We start from the raw sequence: 23,639 nt of genomic DNA on the forward strand, positions 1-23,639 counted from the left end.
GGTCGCGGCGGAGGGCGATAACGTCATCACGACCGATCCTGTGGACGGTATGCTCCGTCCACACTGGACGTTCCAGGGGATAACCAGCGGCAGTGGCCCGGATCACCGGATGGTCGTACGGGCCTTGGCGGTGGCGATCCCGCCGGGACGAACCTCGGCGAGTGAGTATGCGCAAGCCGGAGAGGCAGATTGTGTCGTGGGCAGGCGCGAGGCAGGCTGGAGGGGTGCTGTCCGACCGCACTACCCCGGTCGCCGGGGCCTCGAAGCTGCTCGAGACCGTCGAGCAGCTCCTACGCGTCGTCACCAGCACCCGGTTCCCGCTTGACCTGCCCGGTGCGCCAGCGGCGCGCAAGGGGCGTACGGCGCTGATCAACCAGGCCGAGGACTACCTGCTGCCGCGGTTGCAGCGAGCCGACGCGCCACTGCTCGCGGTGGTCGGCGGTTCCACCGGGTCCGGCAAGTCGACGCTGGTGAACAGCCTGGCCGGCAAGCAGCTCAGCCCGGCCGGAGTGCTGCGCCCGACCACTCGGTCGCCGGTGCTGGTCTGCCATCCCGACGACGTGCGCTGGTTCTCCGATGACCGGATCCTGCCCCGGCTGCGCCGGATCGCCGACCCGACCCGGCAGGACCGCCAGGAGGTCTCCCAGCTGGCGGTCGTCACGTCCGCCGCGCTGACGCCGGGGATCGCGCTGCTGGACGCGCCCGACCTGGACTCGGTGGTGGACGCCAACCGGGATCTGGCCGGTGAGCTGCTGGCCGCCGCCGACCTGTGGATCTTCGTCACCACCTCCAGTCGGTATGCCGACGCGGTGCCGTGGGACGCGTTGCGTACGGCAGAGTCGCGCGGCACCAGCGTGGCGGTCGTCCTGGACCGGCTGCCGGTCGGCGCCGAGGAGATCGAGCAGCACCTGAGCCAGATGCTCCGCAAGGAAGGCCTCGGCAACGCTCCGCTGCTGGTCGTGCCGCACAGCGCGCTGGCGGAGCGGCTGCTGCCGGCCGAGGCGGTGGCGCCGGTCAAGGCCTGGCTGGCTGAGCTCGCCTCCGACGGTGAGCAGTGGACGGCGATCTCGACCAAGACCCTGGACGGCGCACTCGCCAGCCTGCGGCCGCGGGCCACTGCGCTGGTCCGGCACGCCGTGGCGCAGGACGCGGCGGCGCAGGACCTGCGAGAAGACATCAACGGCGCGTACGCGCGCGAGTCCGAGCAGCTCTCCCGGACCATTGAGGGCGGCGACATCCTGCACGGCGAGGTGCTGGCCCGCTGGCAGGAGTTCGTCAGCACCGGCGAGCTGGCCCGTACGATCCGGGCCCGCGACGGCCGCTTCCGCAATCAGCTGGCGGCCGCGTTGTCCGGTCGTTCGCTGCCCGGCCAGGGGCTCAGCCGGGCGATCGCCGGCGCACTGACCGCGGCACTGGAACAGGCCGCCGAGCACGCCGCCGAGGCGGCGTCGCAGCGGTGGAGCTCCCGACCCGCCGGTGCCGCGCTGCTGGCCAGCGGCCCGGGCCTGGCCAGGGCGTCCAGTGGGTTCGGCGCGATGGCCCGGCAGGTAGTCACCGAATGGCAGCAGACCGTGCTTGATCAGACCGTGGTGTCTGGCGGCAAGGGTGCGGCCAAGTCCACCGCGTACGCATCCTCAGCCGCTGCCCTGGTGGTGATGACGGCCGCCGTGTTGCCGGTCGGTCAGCTGGTCGACGGGTTGCCGGAATCGCACCGACGCTCGAACGCCTCGGCCTCGCAGGAGCTGGTCTCAGCCGTAAGACGGACTTTCGAAGACGCGGACGCGCGTCGGCTGGCGAGCCGTGCCAGGTCCGCCTTGTTGCAGAGTGTCGGTGCTCTTATGGAGGGCGAGCGGCGCCGGTACGAGGCGCGGCTGACCGAAGCGGGTGTCGGCGAGCGGACCGGCGAGCGGCTGCGGGACGCGGCCGCCGGGGTGGACGAGGCGCGGATCGCGGCCGGCGGCCGGGACCGGCCCCGGCCGAGCCGGGCCGCCTCTCGGGACCACTGGTCGCAGCGGCATGCCGCCGCGCCGGCCCGCCGGGAGCCGCCGACGAATCCGCGATCAGTACGGACCCGGACGTGACAGTGACCGAATCGCCCGAGCTGAACGGGGCGCTGGAGCGGGAGTCCGCGCAGCGTCTGGCGACCGTGTCCAACCGGCTGGACGCGCTGCGCCGGCTGCTGGAGTCGGGCGCCGACCGGGTCGACGACACCTTCCTCGCGCCCGGCCACCGGCTGCTGGAGCGTTCCGGTGAGCGGCTCGGGCTGTCCACCATGCACACCGTGGTCGCGTTGGTCGGCGCCACCGGGAGCGGCAAGTCGTCGCTGTTCAACGCGCTGAGCGGGCTGGAGCTGTCGGCCGTCGGCGTGCGCCGGCCGACCACCTCGCTGCCGCACGCCTGCATCTGGGGACCCGATGGCGCCAAAGAGCTGCTCGACTGGCTCTCCATCGCGGCGCGCAACCAGGTGGTCCGGGAGTCCGTGCTGGACGGCGACGAGCAGGCCGAGCTGCGCGGGCTGGTGCTGCTTGACCTGCCCGACCACGACTCGACCAACGTGACCCACCGCCTCGAGGTGGACCGGATGATTGGCCTGGTCGACCTGCTGGTCTGGGTGCTGGATCCGCAGAAATACGCCGATGCCGCAATCCACCAGCGTTACCTGCGGGAGATGGCGAACCACGAACAAGCCACCGTCGTGCTGCTGAACCAGGTCGACACGCTGGAGCCGGCGGACGTTGGCGCTTGTCTTCAGGACGTACGCCGGCTGCTGCATGAGGACGGGCTGGGCGAGGTCGCGCTGCTGCCGGTGTCCGCTCGTACCGGCGCTGGCCTGGACGACGTACGCAAGCTCTTCGCCGCTGCGATCGCCGAACGGCGGACCGCGGTGGACCGGATCTCCGCCGACCTGGACCGGGTGTCGGTGGCGCTCGCGTCACTGTCCGGCCCGCCCGTGCCGGAAGAGGTCGACCGGGCGAACCAGAACGCGATCGTGGACGACCTCGCGCAGGCCGCCGGCATCCCGGCACTGGCCGAGGAGGTGCACGGCAGCTACCTGTGGCGGGCCGGCCGCTACACCGGCTGGACCTTCGCCCGGCTGGTCGGCCGGCTCCGGCCGGACCCGCGCTCGGCCGCCGAACGTGAACACGGCAACGGCCGCGCCGGCGCCAGCGGCGGGGTCGTGGTGCCGCGCGCGATCGGCCGGGCCGAGGTCGACGGCGCTCTGCGCGGACTGTCCGACCGGCTGACCGAGACGATGCCACCGGCCTGGCACCCGACCGTTTCGCGCGCCACCCGCGTACACGCCGACGCCGTACAACCCGCCCTGGATCTAGTGCTCAGCGACACCGACCTGGGTCTGGACCAGCGGCCCGGCTGGTGGCGGGCGATGTGGCTGGCCCAGTGGCTGCTCGCGCTGGTCGCGGTGGCCGGCGGTGCCGACCTCATCGTGAACGCCGTCCAGCCGCACCTGCTGGCGGCGGTGCCGGCCATGCTCCGGGTGATCCTGCCGGCCGCGCTGCTCGGCGGTGGTTTGCTGCTCGGCGTGTTGTTGGCACTGATCACCCGCTCGATGGTCCGCAGCGGCGCCCGCCGCGCGCAGGCCCGGGTCGTCCAGCGACTTCGCGAGGGCGTGGTCGCCGCGGTCCGCGAATACGTGGTGGGGCCGATCCGCGGGGAGCTCACCGCTTACGCCACCGCCCAGGACGCGTACCAGGTGCTGACCCGCCGCTAAATCGCCGACCCGGCGGATTCGCTTCCGGCGGCTCGTGAGTGCCACCCAAATGGGTGTCGCTCGCCGAGTGCCACCAAAACCGCTCTACTGAGGTGTCGAATAACGCGATTTCGGTGGCACCCGCCGCACTTTTCGTGCCACTGGACCAACCTGGCTCATCGAGTGAGGCACAATGTCCCGCACTCACCATCGAGTGCGGGACATTGTGCCGCACTCAACACCAGCACCGAACTCCGAGAGCCAACTCGCCTTCGACGGGGCTGCTATCTAGGGTGCGGCGCGAAACTGTCGTACCCCTCCGGCAGATTTGCCCCCACCCAGTGACGGGTGGGGGGTGGGTTTGAGGACCAATGTTCAACTAAAAATTAAGGTCCACCTCTCGACCCACCCCCCGCCCGTTCAAAGGGAGGGGGAAAGAAAAACAGACACGTACGACATTTTCGCGCCGCACCTGGGTTTTGGGGAGTGGCACTGAATCGGTCTCGTTCCGAGAATGACACCGCGTGCCGCGGGGGCGTCGAGTGATCTGATTTCGGTGGCGTTCGGCGACTTCTCCGTCAGCAGGCCCAGCGATTTCCGAAAATGCCGCCCCCGAATTCGAGTCTTCCCGGTGGGGCTGACATTTTCGCGCCGCACTGGGTAAAGCCCGCAAACGTGAATTCGGGTCAGCGCCGGGGGTGTGGGGCGCGCCAGTTGTAGCGCAGGGCGAGCATTCGCAGGGCGAAGGTGACCGCGGCGGCGCCGACGGCGAGGGTGGGAGTGTCGATTCGCGCCCACTGGCCGAGGGCGATGACAGTGGCGCCGAGCAGGGCCGGGATGGCGTACATCTGGCTGTCCTTGCGCAGTACGGTCGGGTCCTGCCGGGCCAGCAGGTCGCGGAGTACGCCACCGCCGACCGCGCTGGTGGCGCCGAGGATCACTGCCGGCAGCCCGGCCAGCCCGAACAGCAGCGCCTTTTGGGTGCCCACCACGCAGAAAAGGCCGACTCCGGCGGCGTCGACCACCAGTACGAACCGTGCGACCCGTTCGAGTCGGCGGTGCCAGACGAAGACCACCGCGGTCGCGACGAGCGGTGTCACGAGGTACGCCGGCTGGGAGAAGGCGGCGGGGGTGGTGCCCAGCAGTACGTCCCGCAGCACCCCACCGCCCAACGCGGTGGTCTCGGCGAGGACGGCCATCCCGACCAGGTCGAAGTCCCGTTCGACGGCCAGCGACGCGCCGGACAGCGCGAAGGCGAAGATGCCGACCAGTTCCAAGATGAGAGACGCGTTCACGGCGGCAGCGTACGAGCCGCCGCGGGTTACGAGCCGGAGCTGGGTGGGGCGGGCGTGTTGCCGCCGGAATCGCCGGAGCCAGCACCCGAGTCGCCCGAACCAGAAGTGCCGGACGGGCTCGGGTCCGACGAACCTGAGCCGCCCGAGCCACCGGCCGGCGGGGTGCTGGAACCGTTCGGATCGGTGGAGCCACCCGAGGGCGGGCTCGGCGGCGGGTCCGCCGGCGGCGGGGTGGTGGAGCCGGTCCCAGTGGTTGGTGGCGTGCCCCAGGAACCAGTTGGCGGGGTCGGCTGCCCGAAGGAGATCGACGGCGGCTGGTCCGGCGTGCGGTGCCGGCCGTCGACCGGCTTGCGGTGCCGGCCGGCGTACGGATCGGGGGCGCCGGTCGGCAGCGGGCCCGACCCAGGCGATCGGACGCCACCGGGCAGCGTCGCGCTCGGTGAACCGGTCGGGGAGCCACTGGGGTCCGGCGTCGGCCCGTCGGAGCCCGGCCGTTGGGCCGGGATGGGCGGCTGGTCGCAGGCGTTGGACGGCAGGACCACCGGATACGGCAACGGCCCAGCCGCCGGGTCAAGCGAAGGATCGACAGCGGGGTCAAGCGACGGGTCCAGTGCCGGCGTCAGCGCCGGGTCGGTGGCGGGCCTGGCCAGTTGCGGACTGGCGTTGGTCGTACGGCTGGCGGGCTGGGCGAACGGCACCGGAATGTGGATCTTGATGAAGCCGAGATCGATGTCGAAGCCGTTGTCACCGGGCGGGACGGGGAAGCTCGGCGACGACGGCCAGTCGCCGGTCGGCACTCCACGGCCGGGCACCTGGGCGACCGGCGGCTGGTTGGCCGGGCCACCGGGTGGCACCGGTCCGGCGCCGGGACCGCCGGGCCGCGGACCGATCGGGTTGATGATGACGATGCCGGTCTGGCCACCGGGCACTCCGGGACGGCCCGGCTGGCTGCCGGTGCCACTGGTCCCGCCCGACCCACCTGGGCCGGTGCCGGGCGGCGCGGCTGGCACCGAGTCGCCGCCGGCGGCGCTCACCCACGGGGTACTGGAGACGAGCGGGAAGTTCAGCTGCGAAGTGCCGAGGCCGATCAGGACGGCGCTCGCGCCGGTCGCGATCGCCGACAGCCCGGCGATGCCCGCGAGCGGCCCACGTCCGGCCAACGGGCCGCGACGGATGGGGCGCGGCGTCAGCCGATCCGCTGTCCCCGCCACGACATCAGCCCCCTCCAGCCGCGTTCAGCTGCCGTGGGAACGGCAGTCGGCGCGCCTTCGCCTGCATACAAAACTGACCGTACGGACTGTTTCGCGAGTCCGGCACCGCGCGAACGATTCGAACGCACCGTCCGATCGGCCGAGGCCACCTCCCCCGGATGACCGACTTGTCCCTGCACGGGACGTGTTTCCGGTGTCCTCTACCTCACCAGCCGCAGCTCAGTCTGACATGCTGGGAAACAGGGTAAGCGACAAGGCAGTCACGCGTTGTCGCGGCACGGTAACCCCGGTCGCGACACGCCGAAAACGGTGTTCTCACCCCGAGCGCACCGAAGGGTCCGCACCCGCGTACGGCGATCCCGTGCCGGGCGGTTCATGACGAGGAGAAGGCATGTCAGGCATGTCAGGGGGCGATCCCCGGCTCGTGCAACTGCTCACCCCGGAGGGTGAGCGAGTCGAGCATCCGGACTATCACCTGCAGCTCACCGACCAGGACTATCGCGACCTCTATCGCGATATGGAACTGATCCGCAGGGTCGACTTCGAAGCCACCGCCTTACAGCGGCAGGGCGAGCTGGGCATCTGGGCCTCGCTGCTGGGCCAGGAGGCCGCCCAGATCGGCTCCGGTCGGGCTCTACGGCCGCAGGACATGGCCTTCCCGACCTACCGCGAGCACGGCGTGGCGTGGTGCCGCGGCGTCGACCCGGTCCGCATCCTCGGTACGTTCCGGGGCAACGACCAGGGCGGCTGGGATCCGGCCGACCACAACTTCCAGCTGTACACGATCGTGATCGGCGCGCAGACCCTGCACGCGACCGGCTATGCGATGGGCATCGCCAAGGACGGCCGGGTGGGCGGTGACGACCCGGCCAAGGACGAGGCCGCGATCGTCTACTTCGGCGACGGCGCCACCAGTCAGGGCGACGTGAACGAGGCCTTCATCTGGTCGAGTGTCTTCACCGCGCCAGTGGTCTTCTTCTGCCAGAACAACCAGTACGCGATCTCCGAGCCGCTGGAGCGCCAGACCCGGGTGCCGCTCTACCAGCGGGCCAGCGGGTTCGGCTTCCCGGGCGTACGGGTGGACGGCAACGACGTGCTCGCCACGTACGCGGTCACCCAGGACGCACTGAACAAGGCCCGCGGTGGCGAGGGACCGAGCCTGATCGAGGCGTACACGTACCGGATGGGCGCTCACACCACCAACGACGACCCGACCAAATACCGGATCGCGAGCGAGGTGGAGTCCTGGAAGCTGAAGGACCCGATCGCCCGGATGAAGTCGTTCCTGATCCGCCAACAGGTCGCCGACAACGACTACTTCGACTCGGTCAAGGCCGACGCCGACGCGCTCGCCGCCAAGCTGCGCGCGGACTGCCTGTCGATGCCAGAGCCGGCGCCGGACAGCATCTTCGACCACGTCTACCCGCACGGTTCGCCGGAGCTGGACGCGCAGCGCGCCACCTTCACCCGCTACCTGGACAGCTTCGCCGACGCACCGGCTGGAGGACACCGATGACCCGCACGATGACGCTGGGGAAAGCGATAAACGCCGGCCTGCGTACGGCCATGGAAGACGACCCGAAGGTCATCCTGATGGGCGAGGACATCGGCCGTCTCGGTGGCGTCTTCCGGGTCACCGACGGTCTGCAGAAGGACTTCGGTGAGGACCGGGTGATCGACACCCCACTGGCCGAGTCCGGGATTATCGGCACCGCCATCGGCCTGGCGCTGCGCGGCTACCGGCCGGTCTGTGAGATCCAGTTCGACGGCTTCGTCTATCCCGCGTACGACCAGATCGTGTCGCAGCTGGCCAAGATGCACTACCGCTCGGCCGGCCGGCTGACCCTGCCGGTCACCATCCGGCTGCCGTTCGGCGGTGGCATTGGAGCGGTGGAACACCACAGCGAGTCCCCGGAGGCGTATTTCGCGCACACCGCGGGCTTGAAGGTGGTCGCCTGTTCGAGCCCGGCCGAGGCCAACGTGATGATTCGGCAGGCCATCGCGTCCGACGACCCGGTGATCTTCCTGGAGCCCAAGCGGCGCTATCACGAGAAGGGCGAAGTCGACCCGGAAATCTCGGTCGAGGGTGCCTTCCCGTTGCACGCGTCCCGGGTGCTGCGTGAGGGCACCGACTGCACGGTTGTCGCGTACGGGCCGATGGTCCGGGTCGCTATGGACGCCGCTGCGGCCGCAGCCAGCGAGAGTGGTCCGTCGCTGGAGGTCATCGACCTGCGGTCGCTGTCGCCGCTGGACATGGACCCGATCTTCACCTCGGTACGCAAAACCGGCCGGATGGTCGTGGTGCACGAGGCTCCCGGCACGCTCGGCCTCGGTTCCGAGCTGGCCGCCCGCGTACAGGAGGAGTGCTTCTACTCGCTGGAAGCGCCGGTCCTGCGAGCCACCGGCTTCGACACCCCGTACCCGCCGGCCCGGGTCGAAGAGCACTACCTGCCCGACCTGGACCGGGTGCTGGATGCCGTCGACCGCTGCTTGGCGCATTGAGGAGCCTGATTTGTCGAGCGTGAAAGAATTCAAGCTTCCCGACCTGGGCGAAGGCCTGACCGAGGGCGAGATCCTGCAGTGGCTGGTCAAGCCCGGCGAGACGATCGTGCTCAACCAGCCGATCGTCGAGGTGGAGACCGCGAAGGCGGCGGTCGAGATCCCGTCGCCGTATGCGGGCGTGGTCGCCGAGGTGATGTTCGAGCCGGGTACGACGGTGGATGTCGGTTCCACGATCATCCGGATCGAGACCGAGCCCGGCACTGCGTCGGCCGAGGTGTCGGCCGCGCCGACGGCCGCACCGACGGCCGCTCCGGCCGCGAAGAACGGTGACGACCCGGACGAGGGCAAAACCGCTCTGCTGGTCGGCTATGGGCCGAAGGCGGTCAGCGCCAGCCGCCGGCCGCGCAAGCAAGCGGCACCGCAGGTGCCGGTGGACGGGCCGGAGCTGCCGCTGCTCCCCACCATTCCGGACTCGGTCGCCAAGCCTGTTCGGCACGGCGGGCTGGAGGTCGGCCGGGCCTTCGAACGAGCCGCCGCGGCCGCGAGCGCGCCGGTACGAGCCAAGCCGCCCGTACGACGGCTCGCCCGTGACCTCGGCGTCGACCTCGCCACTATCCGGGCCACCGGACCGCACGGCACGGTGACCAGGGACGACGTACAACGGGCCGCCGAGGTCGCCACCGAGCCGGTTCCCGTACCAGCGCCACCAGCGGCCGTACGGGTCGCGGTCGGGCCGCGGGAGGAGCGGCGGCCAGTCAAGGGCGTCCGTAAGTTGACCGCGGAGGCGATGGTCAGCAGCGCGTTCACCGCCCCACACGTCACCGAGTTCATGGCGGTCGACGTGACCCGCACGATGGAGCTGGTCGAGCGGCTGAAGAAGGCGCGCGAGTTCGACGGGCTGCGGGTCAGCCCGCTGCTGGTGGTCGCCAGGGCGGTGCTCGCGGCGATCCGCCGGCATCCGGACGTCAATGGCGTGTTCGACGCGGCCGCCGGCGAGATCGTCATCAAGCACTACGTGAACCTCGGGATCGCGGCGGCTACTCCGCGCGGGCTGATCGTGCCGAACGTCAAGGACGCCGACGCGATGACACTGCCCGAGCTGTGCGCGGCGCTGAACAGGCTGGTCGCGGTCGCCAAGGAAGGCCGGACACCGCCGGCGGAGATGGCCGGTGGGTCGATCACGATCAGCAATGTCGGCGTGTTCGGCGTGGACGCTGGTACGCCGATCATCAACCCGGGCGAGGCGGCGATCCTCGCGATCGGCGCGGTCAAGCTGATGCCGTGGGTGCACGACGGCGAGGTGAAGGCGCGGCAGGTCATGCAGCTGTCGCTGTCCTTCGACCACCGGATGATCGACGGCGAGCTCGGGTCGCTCTTCCTGGCCGACATCGCCCGTGTCCTGGACGACCCGCAGACGCTCCTGCTCTGGAGCTAGTGTCCTGCCCGTACGTCCGCAACGCCTCGTTGCTTGTGCTAGCCGCAAGCACCGGGGCGTTGCGTGCTTCAGGAGGACAGATGGTGAACAGATCGTGGGTGAGTGAGCGTACTCACCTTCGAATCGCTGGAAATCTAGGCGGATGAGCGGTGTAATTAGCGGGTAGCCAAAGACGCCTACGAGAGGGTTACACCGTGGAGAGCATCGTTCGTAAGTACCGCCAGAACCGGGCTGTCGCCCGTCGCAACCGCGCGATCAACAGCGCCATCGCCTCGGCCACCTCGCCCTCGATGCGCGAGGAACTACTGGCGATCGCCAACCGCGACTTCTCATAAGACCGGGCGTTCCGTCTGTCCCCCGATCGGCGGGACGCCCTCCAGATCGGTGTCATGTACAGCCACCGATCGCACGCGCACCGGCATCTGCCGCCGGTGCGCGTTTCTTTTTGTGATGACCCGGCAGTAGGGACATCGCCAACCGGCCGAGGGCCTGCTTGGGTGACTCGATACCGTTGCCCGTAAGGGCTTGGCCATCATGCCGGTGGACCCGCCCACAGCAGGGAGGAGTCGAGGTGCCCGACGCAGGCGACACCGAATCGCGGCCGTCGGCCGGGACCCCGTCCCGGCCCGGTGATGCGGGCTCGTCGCCGGCCGAGAGCTGGCCGGTGGCGCCGGCCACCGACGCCGCCGCGGCCGAGGGGTCCTTGGGGGAGGCCGACGAGGGCGAGACCCAGGCGATCGACCCGGCACTGCTTCGGGTGGCCCGCAGCGAAGCGGCCCGGGCAGCGGCCAACACCCAAGTCTCTGAGGTTGGTCGTACGCGCGCTGAGCCCGTCGATCCGGCGCGTACGAGCGCTGAACCCACGGCGTTGTCGGAGCCTGCGAGTACGACCAGTGAGCCTGATGGCACGGCTGCCGTGGCGCCGCTAGGGCTGGACAAACCGCCGGCCGGGGCCACTGGCCTGGAGCCGACCGAAAAGCCCGCAGCATCAGCCTCGGCGGCGACGGCCGGTGAAATGCCCACAGCGGAGGCCAAGCCCAAGCGGCTCGGCCCCAAACCGCCGGAATTGCGTGGCAGCCGGGTGCCGGAGCCGAATCTGCCTCCCAACGCCTTGCCGCCTGGTCCGATGCCACCGAGCACCATGCCGCAGACCACGATGTTGCCGCAGCGTGGTGGCTACCGCCCGGCCCCCGGACCGCCGCCTGGTCGTCCGATGCCGCCACCGCCGATGCCCCCGCCTCCGATGCCTGGTGCCCAACCGCCGCACGGCCAGTTACCGTCTGGGCCGGTCCCCCCAGGTCCGATGCCGCCGCCGATGCCCGGCGGTCCCGTACCAGCCGGTCCGCCGCCGTCGCCCTGGGCGCGTCCCGGCGGCCAGGCCGGCCCGCTGACCAAGGCCGGACCGGGGATGGCACCGCACGGCGGCATGTCGCATCCCGGCACCGGGATGACCGGCCAGCAGCCGGCCATCCCAGCGTCCGCCGCCCCCAGCCCGTACTCAGCCGGCGGATACGCAGTGGCTCCCCCGGGCCCTGTCCCACCCGGCATGCCGATGCCCGCTCCGCCGCGGCGAAAGTCCGGGAAACTCTGGTGGATCATCGCGATCGTCGCGGTCGTGCTGGTGGTGCTCGGCGCCTGCGGCGTCGGAGCCGCTTTCCTGATCATTCCGGACATGGCGACCCCACTGATCGAAAAAGGCGACTGCGTCCGGCGTACCGCCAACAGCACCCTGATGCTGGCCCAGTGCAATGCGTCTGGTGCCCTGAAGGTGGAGGACCGTCTGGAGGACACCACCGACTCGGCCAAGTGCCCGAAGGCGACCACGGTCACCGTCTTCACCCACCGCGAAGACGGGAACAACTACGTCCTCTGTCTCGGCAAGCCGTAGTTTGCGTCCAGGGTTTGCGAGGGGCTTTGTCCAAGACTGTACGCATGAATGTGATCAGGTCTGTGGCGGAGCAGGTGGCCGCGTTGCCGCACGAAGGTGTGGTGAAGGTCGGCGTCGATGGTGTCGACGGCGCCGGCAAGACAGTCTTCGCCGGAGAACTCGCGGACGCGATTTCCGGGCGGCCGGTCATCCGGGCCGGTGTGGACGGTTTTCACCAACCGCGTTCCGTTCGGTACCGGCGTGGACGGACCAGCCCGGAGGGCTATTTCCGCGATTCGTACGACTATCCGGCTTTGCACGCGGCACTGCTTGATCCGCTGTCCACTGGCGGCGACCGGAAATATCGACGTGCCATGTTCGACCACGTCGCGGACCGACCTGTCGAGGTACCGGTGGAACAGGCGGCCCCGGACGCTGTGTTGGTGTTCGACGGCATTTTCCTGCATCGCCCGGAACTGGCCGGATACTGGGATTACAGCATCTTCCTCGACGTCCAGTTCGCGGCTTCTTTCGCCCGGATGGCCGGCAGGGACGGCTCGAACCCCCATCCGGACGCCCCCGCCAACCAGCGCTACGTCCGTGGCCAGATGCTCTATCTGGCCACCTGCCGCCCAGCCACTCTCGCGTCCATCGTCATCGACAACAGCGATCTTGATTGTCCGCGTGTTGTCCGGTGTCAGACGTAGAAATAGGGGTCGAGCACGCGCACCTCGGTGATCCGATCGACCGGAATTCCGTTATTGTCGGCCGCTGCTCGGATCGCCTCCGGCGATGGCGCGTCGTAAATACAGAAAGTCGTGGTTTTGTCGGTGGTAACGTACGAATGCACCCAGGTGACATCCTGCTTCGTATTGGTGTCCACGATAGTCCGGCAGGCCTTGGCGCCGTCCGCGGTCATTGGGATGGCGAGGCCGTCCTGGAATGTGCGCTCAACGAGATAACGAGGCATTGTCTTCTCCCTGTATGGACGTGAGCCCGTCGCCCAGGTGGGCGGCGGCTCCTTCTTCCTGCGGTCGGTAAGAAGCGCGTGACACAGGTGTGCCATTGCCTGTTCGGGAAGGCAGCCCTGCCTGAAGCTCCACAAAGGCGACCGTGTCGTGAAGATTTGCCCGGATTTCCAGCGCAGGTCTGCGAATCGCTTGTATTCCTCGGCCGCCCAGCATCCCAGTGCGGCGCGAAACTGTCGTACCGACCCCGAAAAATCGCCCCCACCCAGTGACGGGTGGGGGGTGGGTTTGAGGACCGATGTTCAACTAAAAATTAAGGTCCGCCTCTCGACCCACCCCCCGCCCGTTCAAAGGGAGGGGGAAAGAAAAACAGACACGTACGACAGTTTCGCGCCGCACCCACCCGTACGAAGGGACAAAAAAACTCGGGCCCCGAGTCCGCAGCGGTGTGCGGGACTCGGGGCCTGAGAGGGAGACGTGATCTAGTGCCGGACGACGGCGCCGGTCTTGGGGTCGAGGATCAGTGGTCGGGTGTTCGGCCACTGGTAGAAGTTGAACATTCCGCCCCAGTTCGCGGCGAGGCTGGTGGCCTTGGCGTCGTAGGAGCCGCCGCCGACGCGGCCGACGTTCCAGTTGTCCTCGACGAACTTCAGGATCGAGGTCTGGTCGGTGAGCCGGTGGTCAACCGCGTTCGTACGGCTGTAGGGCGAGATCACCAGGAGCGGGGTGCGGGGGCCGTAGCCGCAGCGGTCCTGCTGGTCGTTGCCGACCGGCTTGCCCTGGCAGGCGGCCTGGTCCAGGTTCGGGTCCTTGGAGCCGTTCACCAGCGGCGGGGTGACGTGGTCGTACCAACCGTCGGAGTCGTCGTACGCGACGACGACGGCGGTGGACTTCCAGTCCGGGGACTTCTGCAGCTGGTTGATCTCCCGTACGACGAAGGCCTGCTCGTCCAGCGGGTCGGAGTAGCCGGCGTGGCCGTCCTGGTATTCGCCGGCCTTCAGGAAGCTCACGGCCGGCAGGTGGCGGGACGCGACAGCCTGGTCGAAGTCGCTCAGGTCGTACTGGTGGTTCGCCTGGTCGGTGCTGCCGATCGCGGCCACCGACGACGGCGGCAGGTGCTGGGGATTCGAGGTCGACTGGTAGTACTGGAACGGCTCGTGGTGCGCGCTGTAGTCGACGACGGAGTTGCCGCCAACGTTGGTGTGGGTGGCGCCGCACACTGAGTAGCCGTTGGCGGTGCCGGTTGGCCGGAAGCCGCCCTGGAACCAGCCCCAGCTGACCTTCTTCTTGTTCAGCAGGTCGCCGACGTTCGGACCGGTCATCACGCCCAGCGCGTTCTTGCTGGTGTGGTTGCTGTCCGAGCAGTTGTCGAAGGCCGGGTCGGGGTCGTTGGTCATGGTGCCGACGCCGTTCGCGTCCGGCGACTGCACCGTGTACGCGTCGCTGACCTTCGCGCCAGTCACCGAGTCCACCGCGTAGATGCCGTGGGTCTGACCGGAGATCAGGTTCACCGCGCCGGGCGAGGACGGGCCGTAGACGCTGTTGAACGAGTTGTCGCTCATCGCATAGTTCTGCGCGTAGTTCCACAGACCGGTGACGGTGTTGCCGTCGTAGTAGTCCATCACCAGGCCCGGCTCACCGAACAGGATCGGCTGGCCGGTGCACTTGTCGGTCTCGGTGTGCTGGACGAACTGGTCGGCCTTGCCGCCGTTGTACGCCTGCTGCTCGTTCTTGTAGTTGTGGTTCTGGTCGCAGGTCATCGCCTGCGACGGCGACAGCCGTTTGGGGTTGTAGAGGTTCGGGTTGTGGTTGAGCAGCGAACTGCTCAGCCCGTTGACCCGCGGGGTGTCCCACTTGGCGCGGAACGGCGTGCCGTTTTCGTTGGTGGCGTGCGGGTACGTGCCGAAGTAGTGGTCGAACGAGATGTTCTCGTCGAAGATCACCACCACGTGCTTGATAGGCGTCGCGGTCCGCGTCTGGCTGGCCAGCTGTGCCTGGGTGACCGAGCTGCCGGTCACCTGCGCATAGGCCGCCCCGCCGGTGGCCGCGAGCAGCAGCGCCGAGGCGCCGGCCACCGCGATCGCCACCGGGTGGCGTTTTCGTAGCACCTGCATTTTCTTGATCATGTGCGGATTTACCCCTCTGATCGGACCGAGAACATGCTCCGCCCCAGGTAGTCGGTGCTGTCCCGTACGCCTGGCAGCACATAGAAATAGCCGCCGCCGTACGGGGAGATGTAGTCGACCAGCGGCTCGTCGGCGAGCCTGGTCTGTACGGCCTCGAACTGCCGCACCAGATCTTGCTGATAGCAGATGAAAAGCAGCCCCATGTCCAGGTTGCCCACGGAGTCGACACCGTTGTCGTAGTTGTACGGCCGGCGCAGCATGCGGCTGGCGTCGGTTTGCGGGGTCCGCGGATTGGCCCGCCGGATGTGGCTGGTCAGCGGGATCGCCGAGCCGATCGGGTCGGCGGCGAAATTCGGGTTGTCGAGTTCGTGGTTGCCGTCCAGCGGCGCGCCGGTGTCCCGGCGCCGACCGAACATGTTCTCCTGCTCGGAAATCGCCACCCGGTCCCAGAATTCCACCAACATCCGGATCAGCCGGACGACCTGGTAGCTGCCGCCGCTGACCCAGGCTGGCTCGGTGGCGGTTTTTCCGACCCAGACAAGCTTTTTCATCAGCGAAATGTCAGCGGTGCTCGGATTGGCTGTGCCGTCCTTGAAACCCATCAGGTTCCGCGGTGAGCCATCCGGCCGAGATGGTGACATGAATCCGTCGGCGCGCCAGCGGATCTGCATTCCGCCGCGAGTGTGCCGGGCAAGGTCACGCAGGGCGTGTACGACCGTGTCGGCATTGTCGGCGCAGAGCTGGACGGAAATGTCGCCGTGGCACAGGGCTGGGGTCAGATCGTCGTTGGGAAACATCGTCATCGGCTTCAGTCGAGCCGGTTTCTGGGCGGCGAGACCGTAGCGCTGGTCGAAAAGGGACGACCCGACGCCGACGGTGACGGTCAGCCGGTCCGGCAGTACGTCCGGTCCGAGCACGCCGGAGTCGTTCGGTGGAGCCGAAATCCCGGCGTCGAAGGGCGTTCCGCCGGTGGTCAGGAAACGCGCCCGCTCGGTGATTGTCTTGAAAAGCTCGACCAGGTCGTCTCGACTGTCCACAGTGGAGTCAAAGGAGACGATCGCGCCTTGGCGCTGTTGCGAGGTGACGATGCCGGCCTGGGTGACGCCGTGGAAAGGCACTGACGCGAGGCCGGCTGGCTCAGCGGCCGGTGCGGTCGTACGACTGCCGAAGCCGGCATCCAGTCCGACCGCGGCACCCGCCGCGGCGGCGAGGCCGGCGCCGCCGAGCGCACCGGCGATCAGCCGCCGGCGGGGAATCTGTGGGCCGCTCATGAGGTCCTCCGCGAGTCGCAGATGACCGCGATCGGGGCCAGCCGCTCCAGGGCGTCGCCGAGAGCGCCGTTGACGGCCTCCCGCTGTGCCGTGGAGAGGTCGTTGACCGACTTCCATGCCGCTCCCGTACGACCGGCATCCAGCGCCTTCTGCAGCCGGTTAAGGGACGCGTCCAGGGCCGGCAGGTCGGCGTACCGGCCCTGCAGCACCGGCCGCAGCACGCCGAGCACCATCCGGGTGCCGTCCAGGTCGGCGGCCGCGCTGGCCAGCATGCTGGCACTGCCCTCGTCGGTCTTGCCGGTCAGCTCGAACCGCAGCGCGTCCTCCAGGATTTCGTGCGTACGCAGCCCGAGGTCGCGCGGATCGACCTGTGCGTCGGCGAACTGGGACTGCAGGCTCTGGGTGTCCTTCAGCAGCTGGTCGGCGAACGGGGCCAGCGAGGCCATCGGCGCGTTGTGCCACAGCCCGTACTCGATCCGGTGGAAACCGGTGAAGCCCGCGTCCGCCACCCCGCCGGCCAGTCCGGCCGTGGTGCCGTTTATCGAGCCGTCCAGGTCACCGAAGGCGTCGTACGCGGCGCCGAGGCGCTGGTACGCGAGGTGGGCCGTCAGCCACCAGGCCTGCGCCGCGTTCCGGTCGCCACTGGCCACCGCCTGTTTGAGGGCGCCAGTATTCTGTACGAGCGTGCCGATGCCGGCCAGGACGAGCCGTTGGTAGTCGCGTACGGGACCGACCAGGTCGTTCTGGGTGACCGGCTTGACGCCCACGCTCGCGGCCTTCGCGGCGCCGGCGATCCTGACTGTCGGGCCGGTGATCGGGTCGTTGTCCTCGACGACACAGCGCAGCGCGTACGCGCCGGCCGGCAGCGACACCCGCAGCGGCCGGGTGGTCGCCGGTCCGAGGCCCTCGGCCTCGGCATAGATCGCGCCGTTGGCGGTGTCCACGATGTCCGCTTCGGCGCTCAGGCTGTCGACGTTGTGTACGTAGAGTGTCTGGTCGCCGGCTTGCGGAGCGTTCCAGCCCTGCCCGCAGCCGCTCCGGGAGACCGTCAGCACGTTCGAAGGTTGCGCCGGGCCGGACGCGACCGCGCGGGCGACCAGGAAGGCAGCCACGAACACCACCAGGGCGGCCAGCAACGCTACCGGCCAGCCCCAGCGGCGGGCGGTCAGAGCGAACACCGGGTTGGGCAGCGCGCCACCGACGGAACCTCCACGACTTCTTTACCTTTTCATGACGTAAGATTTACCACGATTCGCGTTCCGTCGGATATCTTGACTGGCCGTCGGGTCCGAGGCAAGACACAGGCAGATACACGCGAAGTGAACAGTGCCGAAAGAAAGCAAATAATTCGAGGAGCTAATAGGGGCAAATGTCCCGAGCGTTGTATTTCTGGCGGGAGTGCCTGTCGCGACCACTCTCATTCGCGACTGACTTCGGGCTGGGTGAGCCGAGCTACCGACTGAGCTGTGCGGTCTGCTCGTCGTAATGTTCCCGAGATGCGAGGATGCGGTCGAAATTGGTCTGTGACCAGGTGCTGAGCGCTGTCAAGTATGCGGCGACCTCGGTGCCCATGTCGGTGAGGGCGTACTCGACAGTCGGTGGCGTGGTCGGGTGCACCGTCCGGCTGACGAGTCCGTCCCGTTCCAGCTGACGCAGATTCTGGGTCAGCATCTTCTGGCTGATGCCGTCCACCGCGCGACGCAACTCGCCGAACCGGTGCGAATGACGGGCGAGCGCCCCCAGCATCAACGCCGTCCATTTGTTGGCCACCAGGTCCAGGACGTCACGGCAGGGACAGTTTCGCAGGTAGACGTTCCACGGCCCGCCCTGCTCAACGGTGGTTTCCATCAGGTACCTACTTTACCGAGAAGTGCCTTCTAGCCAAGAGTGACTACCTCTGGCCAGCATAGAGACCTCAGGATGACGGAAGAAGGAGCTTTTGATGCGTATCGTGACTCAGCAGGTCCTCGGTGGACCGGAGGTGCTGCAGGTCAGCGAAGCAGCGCGCCCGGAACCTGGGCCTACCGAGGTCCTGGTGCGGGTGGTGGCCGCTGGAATCAATCCGGTGGACTGGAAAGTACGGGCCGGTGGCGGGTTCCTCGGCACGCCACCGTTCACGGTGGGCTGGGATGTCGCCGGCGTGGTTGAGGAAACCGGGTTCGGTGCCAGCGGGGTCGGCAAAGGTGACGAAGTCCTCGGCATGCCCTGGTTTCCGCGACCGGCCAATGCCTACGCCGAGTACGTCACCGCCCCTTCTCGCCATTTCGTCCGCAAACCGGCAGAACTGTCACACGTCGAAGCAGCCGCACTTCCGCTGGCCGGGCTTACGGCATGGCAGGGGCTGGTCGACATCGGCGCGGTTCAGAGCGAGCAGCGGGTGTTCATCGACGCCGCCGCGGGTGGAGTCGGACACCTCGCGGTGCAGATCGCCAAGGCTCGGGGCGCGTACGTCATCGGCACGGCGAGCGCCGGCAAGCACGATTTCCTCCGCGAACTCGGCGTCGACGAGCCGATCGACTATCACGACAAGACCGCCACAACATCCGACGTAGATGTCTTTTTCGGCTTGGTTGGTGAAGAAAGCGACTTGCGCTGGCTGTCGGCAATCAAGGAAGGCGGTCTGCTGATTGGCGTACCCGGCGGCGTTGCTGAACGCGTTGAAACCGCTGCCGCCGTGCGGGGTGTGCGGACGACGAACATTCTGGTCGAGCCCGACCGCGTCGGTCTCCTCGGCCTTGTCGAGCTTGTCGAGGCGAAGCAGCTGCGGGTGCAAGTCGAGCAGACTTTCCCGCTGGATGACGTTGCCAAGGCCCACGAACTCGGCGAATCCGGGCGGGTCAGTGGCAAGCTCGTCCTGACAATCTGACGCGGACGGGGAAACCCGCCGGCAAGCCGTTGGTCAAAGTCAGCCCTTGAGGCCTGAGGTCTTGATCGACTCCACCAGCCGGCGCTGCAGGAAGAAGAACAGGATCATGGTCGGCAGCGCGGTCAGCGTCGAGCCGGCCAGCAGGTACGACCAGTTGGCGCCGCCGCCGACGGTGACCTGGTCCTGGAGCAGCTGCAACCCGACCTGCACGGTGAAGTACTTGTCGTCGGCGAGCACGATCAGCGGCCATACGAAGGCGTTCCAGTTGGCCAGGAAGAAGAACACCGTGAGCGCCGCGAGGATGGGCCGGGACAGCGGCAGGATCATGTTCCAGTACACCCGCCAGTAGCCGCAGCCGTCCACGATCGCGGCTTCTTCCAGCTCCTTCGGGATGGTGATGTAGTACTGCCGGAGCAGGAAGATACCGAAGGCGTTGAACAGCGCCGGCACGATCAGGCCGGCGTAGTTGTTCAACATGTGCAGCTCTCGTACGACCACGAACAGCGGCACCAGAATGACCGGCGCGGTCACCAGAAGGGTCGCGAAGACCAGCATGAAGACCGTGTCCCGGCCGCGGAATCGGAGCCTGGCGAGCGCGTACGCGGCCATCGAGTGGAAGAACAGCGCGACCACGGTGACAATCGCCGAGACGAAGAAGCTGTTCAGCAGATAACGCAGGAACGGCACCTGGGTGAAGATGAAGACGAAGTTGTCCAGGGTCGGGTGGGACGGCCAGAAAGCGCCGGTGCTGGCCTCGGTCTGGGTCTTGAACCCGCCGGTGAACAGCCACAGCAACGGGAAAAGCGCGAAGACGGCGACCGCGATCGCGGCGACCAACTGGAACATGGTGGCCGGCCGCATCCGCCGCCGGGCCGGCACGATTCGCTCAGTCGCCATAGCTGAAACGCCCTCCCCGGGTGGTCACGAAGATGGCCGTCGAACAGGCCAGCATGATCAGCACCAGGAAAGTGCCGATAGCGGCCGCGTAGCCGTATTCGCCGTACTGGAAAGCCTGTTGGTAGATATAGAAGATCAGCACGTTCGTGCTGTTCGCCGGGCCACCTTTGGTGAGTACGTAGATCATGTCGAAAGCGCCGGTGAGGGCGGCCACCGTGGAAGTCAGGAGTACGAAGAAACTGGTCGGCTTCAGCAGTGGCCAGGTGATGTGCCGGAAATTCGCCCACGCGCTCGCGCCGTCGATTCGGGCCGCTTCGTAGAACTCGGTGGGAATGTCCTGCAGGCCGCCGAGCAGGATGACCATGTAGTAACCCATCTGCACCCAGATGGTGACCACCACCGCGGTGCCCAGGGCCAGCTGTGGGTTGCCCAGCCAGGACTGCGGCGGGATACCGACCCAGCCGAGCACCTGGTTCACCACGCCGACCTGGTCGTCGAGCATGAAACGCCAGATCAGTGCCACTACGACAATGCTGATCGAGAACGGCAGGAAATAGGCCGTCCGGAAGAAGCCTACGCCGGGCAGTTTCTGTCGAACCAACAACGCCAACAGCAGGCTGGCGACGAAGCCGCCAGGGACCAGGCAGACCACGTAGATGAGGGTCGTACGCAGGCTCGAGTAGAACACCGGGTCGGCGAAAATCCGTTGGTAGTTGGCGAAACCGATGAACGTGTACTGGCCGAAGCCGCTGACCTGGAAAAGGCTCAGGACGAACGACAGCACCATCGGCAGTCCGATGAAGATGGTCAGGCCGATGACATCCGGGGCCAGGAAAAGCGCGGCGGCCCAGCCTTCGCGCTGCCGCCGGTTGAGCTTCGGGCTTTTGGCCGCGGTCGCGGGCAGCTCGCTGGACGCCGTCTTGGAGGCTGTTCTGGCCGAGGTAGGTGCGGTCACAGGATTTTCGCCCCCTCATAGGACTTCAGGTAAGCGTCGATGGACGCGCCGGCGATTTCGGCTTCGTCGGCCGCTTTGTGGCCAGCCAGCATGGTGTTCTGGATCGCGTCGGAGATCGCCTTGTAGATGACCGGTGGATAGCGCGGTTCACCGCGCGTACCAGGATAGATGTCGTCCTTGAACTGTTTCATGATCGGCGTGCTGTAGCCGCCTCGGGCGGTGCCCAGGTCCAGCGCCGACTTTCGCGGCGAGATATCGCTTTTGGCCACCGTGCACCAGTCCGCGACGCGCTTGACCGAGGCCGGGTCCATCGAGCCGACCGCCTCCACGCAGAACTTCGCGGCGGCCTCCGGATTGCGGCCGTTCTTGTTGGCCACGAAGGCCCATCCGCCGGCGATGGTGGCGTACCGGCCACCCGACGGGGTCGGCAACCGGAAGATGCCGTATCTCGTTTTGGGTAGCCGCAAGCGAAAGTCCGCGACATTCCAGATACCGCTCTGCCACATCGCGGCCTGGCCCTTGTCGAGCGCTGCTGGCAGGTCGCCGGCGGCCGGGTTGGTACGCGGCGACACTCCCTTGACGACACCGTCCTGGAACAGCTGCAGGGCCTGGATCGCCCCTTTGGTGTCGAAAGCCGACTTCCCGTCGCCGCCGACCGCGTCCGCGCCGCCCTGCCACATCCACGGATACCAGGTGAAGTTCTGGAAATAACCCTGGCCCGGCTCGAAAACCAGCCCGGCTCGATCCTTGGTTTCCAGTTTCGCGGCCAACTCCAGCATCGCGTCCCAGGTCTTCGGGATGTCCCCTTCGGAGAGGTGGGCGTCCTCCCAGACCTTTTCGCTGTAATAGATGGCCAACGGTTCCTGTTCCATCGGCAGCGCGTAAACATGGCCGTCGACCGTACGAGTGTCCAGCGCTCCGGGCAGGAAGTCGGCGATCGCTTCCTTGGTCATGTACGGCGTGAGGTCCTGCAACACGCCACCGTTGTAGTAGCGCAGGAAATCGCCGGGGCTCATCAGGAAGATGTCCGGCCCGCTGCCGGCCGCGAACGAGGTCTGCACCTTGTTCGTACCGGTGTAGTTCGGGATGAAAATCGGCTTGACCTGCTGTTTGTTCTTCTTGTTCCAGTCCGCGATGAACGTGTCGAACCAGCCGCCCTGGGCGATGGACGTGGGCGTACGCAACGGGTTCGGCGTGTAGAAGTTCCAGAACTCCAGCGGTTCGGAGCTGCCCGCGGTCGTACGCCCGCAGCCGGCCAGCGCCGCAGCGCCGGCCGTCGCTGCGGCGGCCGTGCCGATTCCCGCCTTCAGCAGGGTGCGGCGGGAGATGCCGTTGGCCATGTGGCCTCCAGAAATGCTAGATGACCTCAATGTGGTCACGGTGCGGGGTAGCCGGGTTGGCGCCGGCCGGCTCCGCCTGATACCAGAACGCGGTGGAGGCGATGTCGTCCTGCAGCGGCAGGTATTTGCCACTCGGGCCGCGCCAGCCCAACGCCTGGATGGTCACCTTGATGTCCTGCGCGAACCGGATCGGGTCCGGAACATGCCAGCGATACATGCCAAAACGCTGTTGGCTCTGATAGAGCCCGTCCGGCTTGATGACCTGGTTCAGCCCGAGGAACGGTGTGGTGAAAACCTGGTAGCCGATTTCCGGGAGCTCGAAATCCCAGGCACCGCCGAAGTAGTCCTCGGTGCCGGTGCCGCAGATGGTCGGGAATTCCTGGTCGCCGTCCAGGTAGAACTTGATCTCGCCCTCGCCCCACCAGCCGTTGTTGTTGACGCCCCAGGCAAGGTACGTCCCGACGTAATGCCCGGCACCTTGGACGCCTTCCAGGATGGTGTGCACTTCGCCGTACGGCAGCGGATTGTTCCGCCGCCACTGGGCGTGGAAATAGCTGGCCTGCTCCGGCACCTCGGTTTCGCTGTAATCGACCTGGTAATAAAGCACCACCTCGTCGTCGCCGACGTTTTCCAGGGTGATCTTGGCGGCCGTCCGGAACGGCATTTCCCAGTAGCTGTTGAAACCGCCGTTCGGGTTGACCGCGATCGGCAGCGAGCTGACCTGGCTGAACTCGCTCCAGCCGTTGCAGAAGAAATCACCCAGTGGCACCTCCACCGCGGGGGTGGCCTCGCCGTCCCAGTAAAACCGCAGAATCGTGCGCCGCCACGCCTTGTAGTGGGTGGTGAGCCACATGTGCTGGATAACGCCCGGACCGGTGATGTCGGCGATGGTGTACGTCTGGCCGGCGGCGATCTTCACGCTCGGCGAGACTTTCCAGCCGCGGCCAAGGTCGGAGGCCGCGTGCGAGCCGGTGCCCTCGGTCGCCATCGCGCCGCGGCCCTTTTCGCCGGTGACGTTCTCGGCGCTGATGGAGCGGGTTCGCGCGGTCGTACGCACCGACAGCTGGCCCAGACCTCCGCCCACGAAACCTGATGTCACGGTCATCCCTTTGTTAACCCGGAGTAAGTAAACCAACGTGAGTAAACGATTTCTCGTGACCCTAGGTCCGCCATGTGACCTACGTCAAGGACTCCCGT

At 67.6% G+C, this 23,639-nt stretch carries 20 protein-coding genes; 9 read left to right on the forward strand and 11 right to left on the reverse strand.

The features are described from left to right. Positions 1–224: 224 nt before the first annotated feature. Positions 225–2,081 carry a dynamin family protein gene (locus ABD301_RS15015; protein WP_344310788.1) on the forward strand — a complete coding sequence of 619 codons (1,857 nt, stop codon included), beginning with the start codon at positions 225–227 and terminating at the stop codon, positions 2,079–2,081. Then, positions 2,078–3,730 (forward strand): YfjP family GTPase, encoded by a 1,653-nt coding sequence (locus tag ABD301_RS15020; RefSeq protein WP_344310789.1) that lies wholly within the window; start codon positions 2,078–2,080, stop codon positions 3,728–3,730. Before ABD301_RS15015 ends, ABD301_RS15020 begins: the two co-directional genes overlap by 4 nt. A gap of 665 nt (positions 3,731–4,395) precedes the next feature. Here the strand turns inward: ABD301_RS15020 and ABD301_RS15025 are convergent. After that, positions 4,396–5,004 (reverse strand): trimeric intracellular cation channel family protein, encoded by a 609-nt coding sequence (locus ABD301_RS15025; protein ID WP_344310791.1) that lies wholly within the window; start codon positions 5,002–5,004, stop codon positions 4,396–4,398. Between the two features lie 26 nt (positions 5,005–5,030). Further along, the gene (locus tag ABD301_RS15030; protein WP_344310793.1) at positions 5,031–6,215 is read right to left on the reverse strand and encodes a hypothetical protein; all 1,185 of its coding nucleotides are present in this window, start codon (positions 6,213–6,215) and stop codon (positions 5,031–5,033) included. Positions 6,216–6,615: 400 nt separating this feature from the next. Between ABD301_RS15030 and pdhA the strand changes: the two genes are divergently transcribed. The 6 genes from pdhA to ABD301_RS15060 all read left to right on the forward strand — a co-directional run bounded on the left by pdhA (position 6,616) and on the right by ABD301_RS15060 (position 12,726). Then, positions 6,616–7,731: a pyruvate dehydrogenase (acetyl-transferring) E1 component subunit alpha gene (gene pdhA / locus ABD301_RS15035; protein ID WP_425551950.1), complete on the forward strand. Its 1,116-nt coding sequence runs from the start codon at positions 6,616–6,618 to the stop codon at positions 7,729–7,731. Beyond that, the gene (locus ABD301_RS15040; protein ID WP_163567800.1) at positions 7,728–8,717 is read left to right on the forward strand and encodes an alpha-ketoacid dehydrogenase subunit beta; all 990 of its coding nucleotides are present in this window, start codon (positions 7,728–7,730) and stop codon (positions 8,715–8,717) included. The genes pdhA and ABD301_RS15040 overlap by 4 nt, the downstream gene beginning before the upstream one ends. Before the next feature lie 19 nt (positions 8,718–8,736). Next, positions 8,737–10,152 carry a dihydrolipoamide acetyltransferase family protein gene (locus ABD301_RS15045; RefSeq protein ID WP_425551951.1) on the forward strand — a complete coding sequence of 472 codons (1,416 nt, stop codon included), beginning with the start codon at positions 8,737–8,739 and terminating at the stop codon, positions 10,150–10,152. Positions 10,153–10,346: 194 nt separating this feature from the next. Then, positions 10,347–10,487, forward strand: a complete 141-nt coding sequence (locus ABD301_RS15050) for a hypothetical protein (RefSeq protein ID WP_344310799.1) — start codon at positions 10,347–10,349, stop codon at positions 10,485–10,487. A 236-nt stretch (positions 10,488–10,723) separates the two neighbouring features. Next, positions 10,724–12,040 (forward strand): LppU/SCO3897 family protein, encoded by a 1,317-nt coding sequence (locus tag ABD301_RS15055; RefSeq protein ID WP_344310801.1) that lies wholly within the window; start codon positions 10,724–10,726, stop codon positions 12,038–12,040. A gap of 44 nt (positions 12,041–12,084) precedes the next feature. After that, the gene (locus ABD301_RS15060; RefSeq protein ID WP_344310803.1) at positions 12,085–12,726 is read left to right on the forward strand and encodes a nucleoside/nucleotide kinase family protein; all 642 of its coding nucleotides are present in this window, start codon (positions 12,085–12,087) and stop codon (positions 12,724–12,726) included. Here the strand turns inward: ABD301_RS15060 and ABD301_RS15065 are convergent. The 5 genes from ABD301_RS15065 to ABD301_RS15085 all read right to left on the reverse strand — a co-directional run bounded on the left by ABD301_RS15065 (position 12,717) and on the right by ABD301_RS15085 (position 18,232). Further along, on the reverse strand, positions 12,717–12,989 hold the full coding sequence (locus ABD301_RS15065) for a DUF4242 domain-containing protein (RefSeq protein ID WP_163567797.1): 273 nt from the start codon (positions 12,987–12,989) through the stop codon (positions 12,717–12,719). The genes ABD301_RS15060 and ABD301_RS15065 overlap by 10 nt on opposite strands. Positions 12,990–13,469: 480 nt before the next feature. Then, the gene (locus tag ABD301_RS15070; RefSeq protein WP_344310805.1) at positions 13,470–15,101 is read right to left on the reverse strand and encodes a phospholipase C; all 1,632 of its coding nucleotides are present in this window, start codon (positions 15,099–15,101) and stop codon (positions 13,470–13,472) included. A 20-nt stretch (positions 15,102–15,121) separates the two neighbouring features. After that, positions 15,122–16,384, reverse strand: coding sequence for an iron uptake transporter deferrochelatase/peroxidase subunit (gene efeB / locus ABD301_RS15075; RefSeq protein WP_344310807.1), 1,263 nt, complete (start codon positions 16,382–16,384; stop codon positions 15,122–15,124). Beyond that, positions 16,381–17,562 carry an EfeM/EfeO family lipoprotein gene (locus tag ABD301_RS15080; RefSeq protein ID WP_344310809.1) on the reverse strand — a complete coding sequence of 394 codons (1,182 nt, stop codon included), beginning with the start codon at positions 17,560–17,562 and terminating at the stop codon, positions 16,381–16,383. Before ABD301_RS15080 ends, efeB begins: the two co-directional genes overlap by 4 nt. 274 nt (positions 17,563–17,836) lie before the next feature. After that, the gene (locus ABD301_RS15085) at positions 17,837–18,232 is read right to left on the reverse strand and encodes a winged helix-turn-helix transcriptional regulator (protein ID WP_344310811.1); all 396 of its coding nucleotides are present in this window, start codon (positions 18,230–18,232) and stop codon (positions 17,837–17,839) included. A 133-nt stretch (positions 18,233–18,365) separates the two neighbouring features. On the opposite strand from ABD301_RS15085, the gene ABD301_RS15090 reads away from it, so the two are divergent. After that, a complete protein-coding gene (locus tag ABD301_RS15090) occupies positions 18,366–19,250 on the forward strand; it encodes an NADP-dependent oxidoreductase (protein WP_344310813.1) in 885 nt (294 codons plus the stop codon). 39 nt (positions 19,251–19,289) lie between these two features. On the opposite strand, the gene ABD301_RS15095 is transcribed toward ABD301_RS15090, so the two are convergent. The 4 genes from ABD301_RS15095 to ABD301_RS15110 are packed head-to-tail and all read right to left on the reverse strand — an operon-like array spanning position 19,290 to position 23,547. Further along, positions 19,290–20,147: a carbohydrate ABC transporter permease gene (locus tag ABD301_RS15095; RefSeq protein ID WP_344310815.1), complete on the reverse strand. Its 858-nt coding sequence runs from the start codon at positions 20,145–20,147 to the stop codon at positions 19,290–19,292. Next, complete coding sequence (locus ABD301_RS15100) at positions 20,137–21,102, reverse strand: carbohydrate ABC transporter permease (RefSeq protein ID WP_279579885.1); 966 nt, start codon at positions 21,100–21,102, stop codon at positions 20,137–20,139. The genes ABD301_RS15095 and ABD301_RS15100 overlap by 11 nt, the downstream gene beginning before the upstream one ends. After that, entirely contained in the window at positions 21,099–22,442 is a 1,344-nt protein-coding gene (locus ABD301_RS15105; protein WP_344310818.1) for an ABC transporter substrate-binding protein, read from the reverse strand. Before ABD301_RS15105 ends, ABD301_RS15100 begins: the two co-directional genes overlap by 4 nt. 16 nt (positions 22,443–22,458) lie before the next feature. Further along, positions 22,459–23,547, reverse strand: coding sequence for a glycoside hydrolase family 172 protein (locus ABD301_RS15110; protein ID WP_163567793.1), 1,089 nt, complete (start codon positions 23,545–23,547; stop codon positions 22,459–22,461). Positions 23,548–23,639: the final 92 nt, after the last annotated feature.

The sequence above is a fragment of the Fodinicola feengrottensis genome (assembly GCF_039530045.1).
GTDB lineage: Bacteria > Actinomycetota > Actinomycetes > Mycobacteriales > HKI-0501 > Fodinicola > Fodinicola feengrottensis.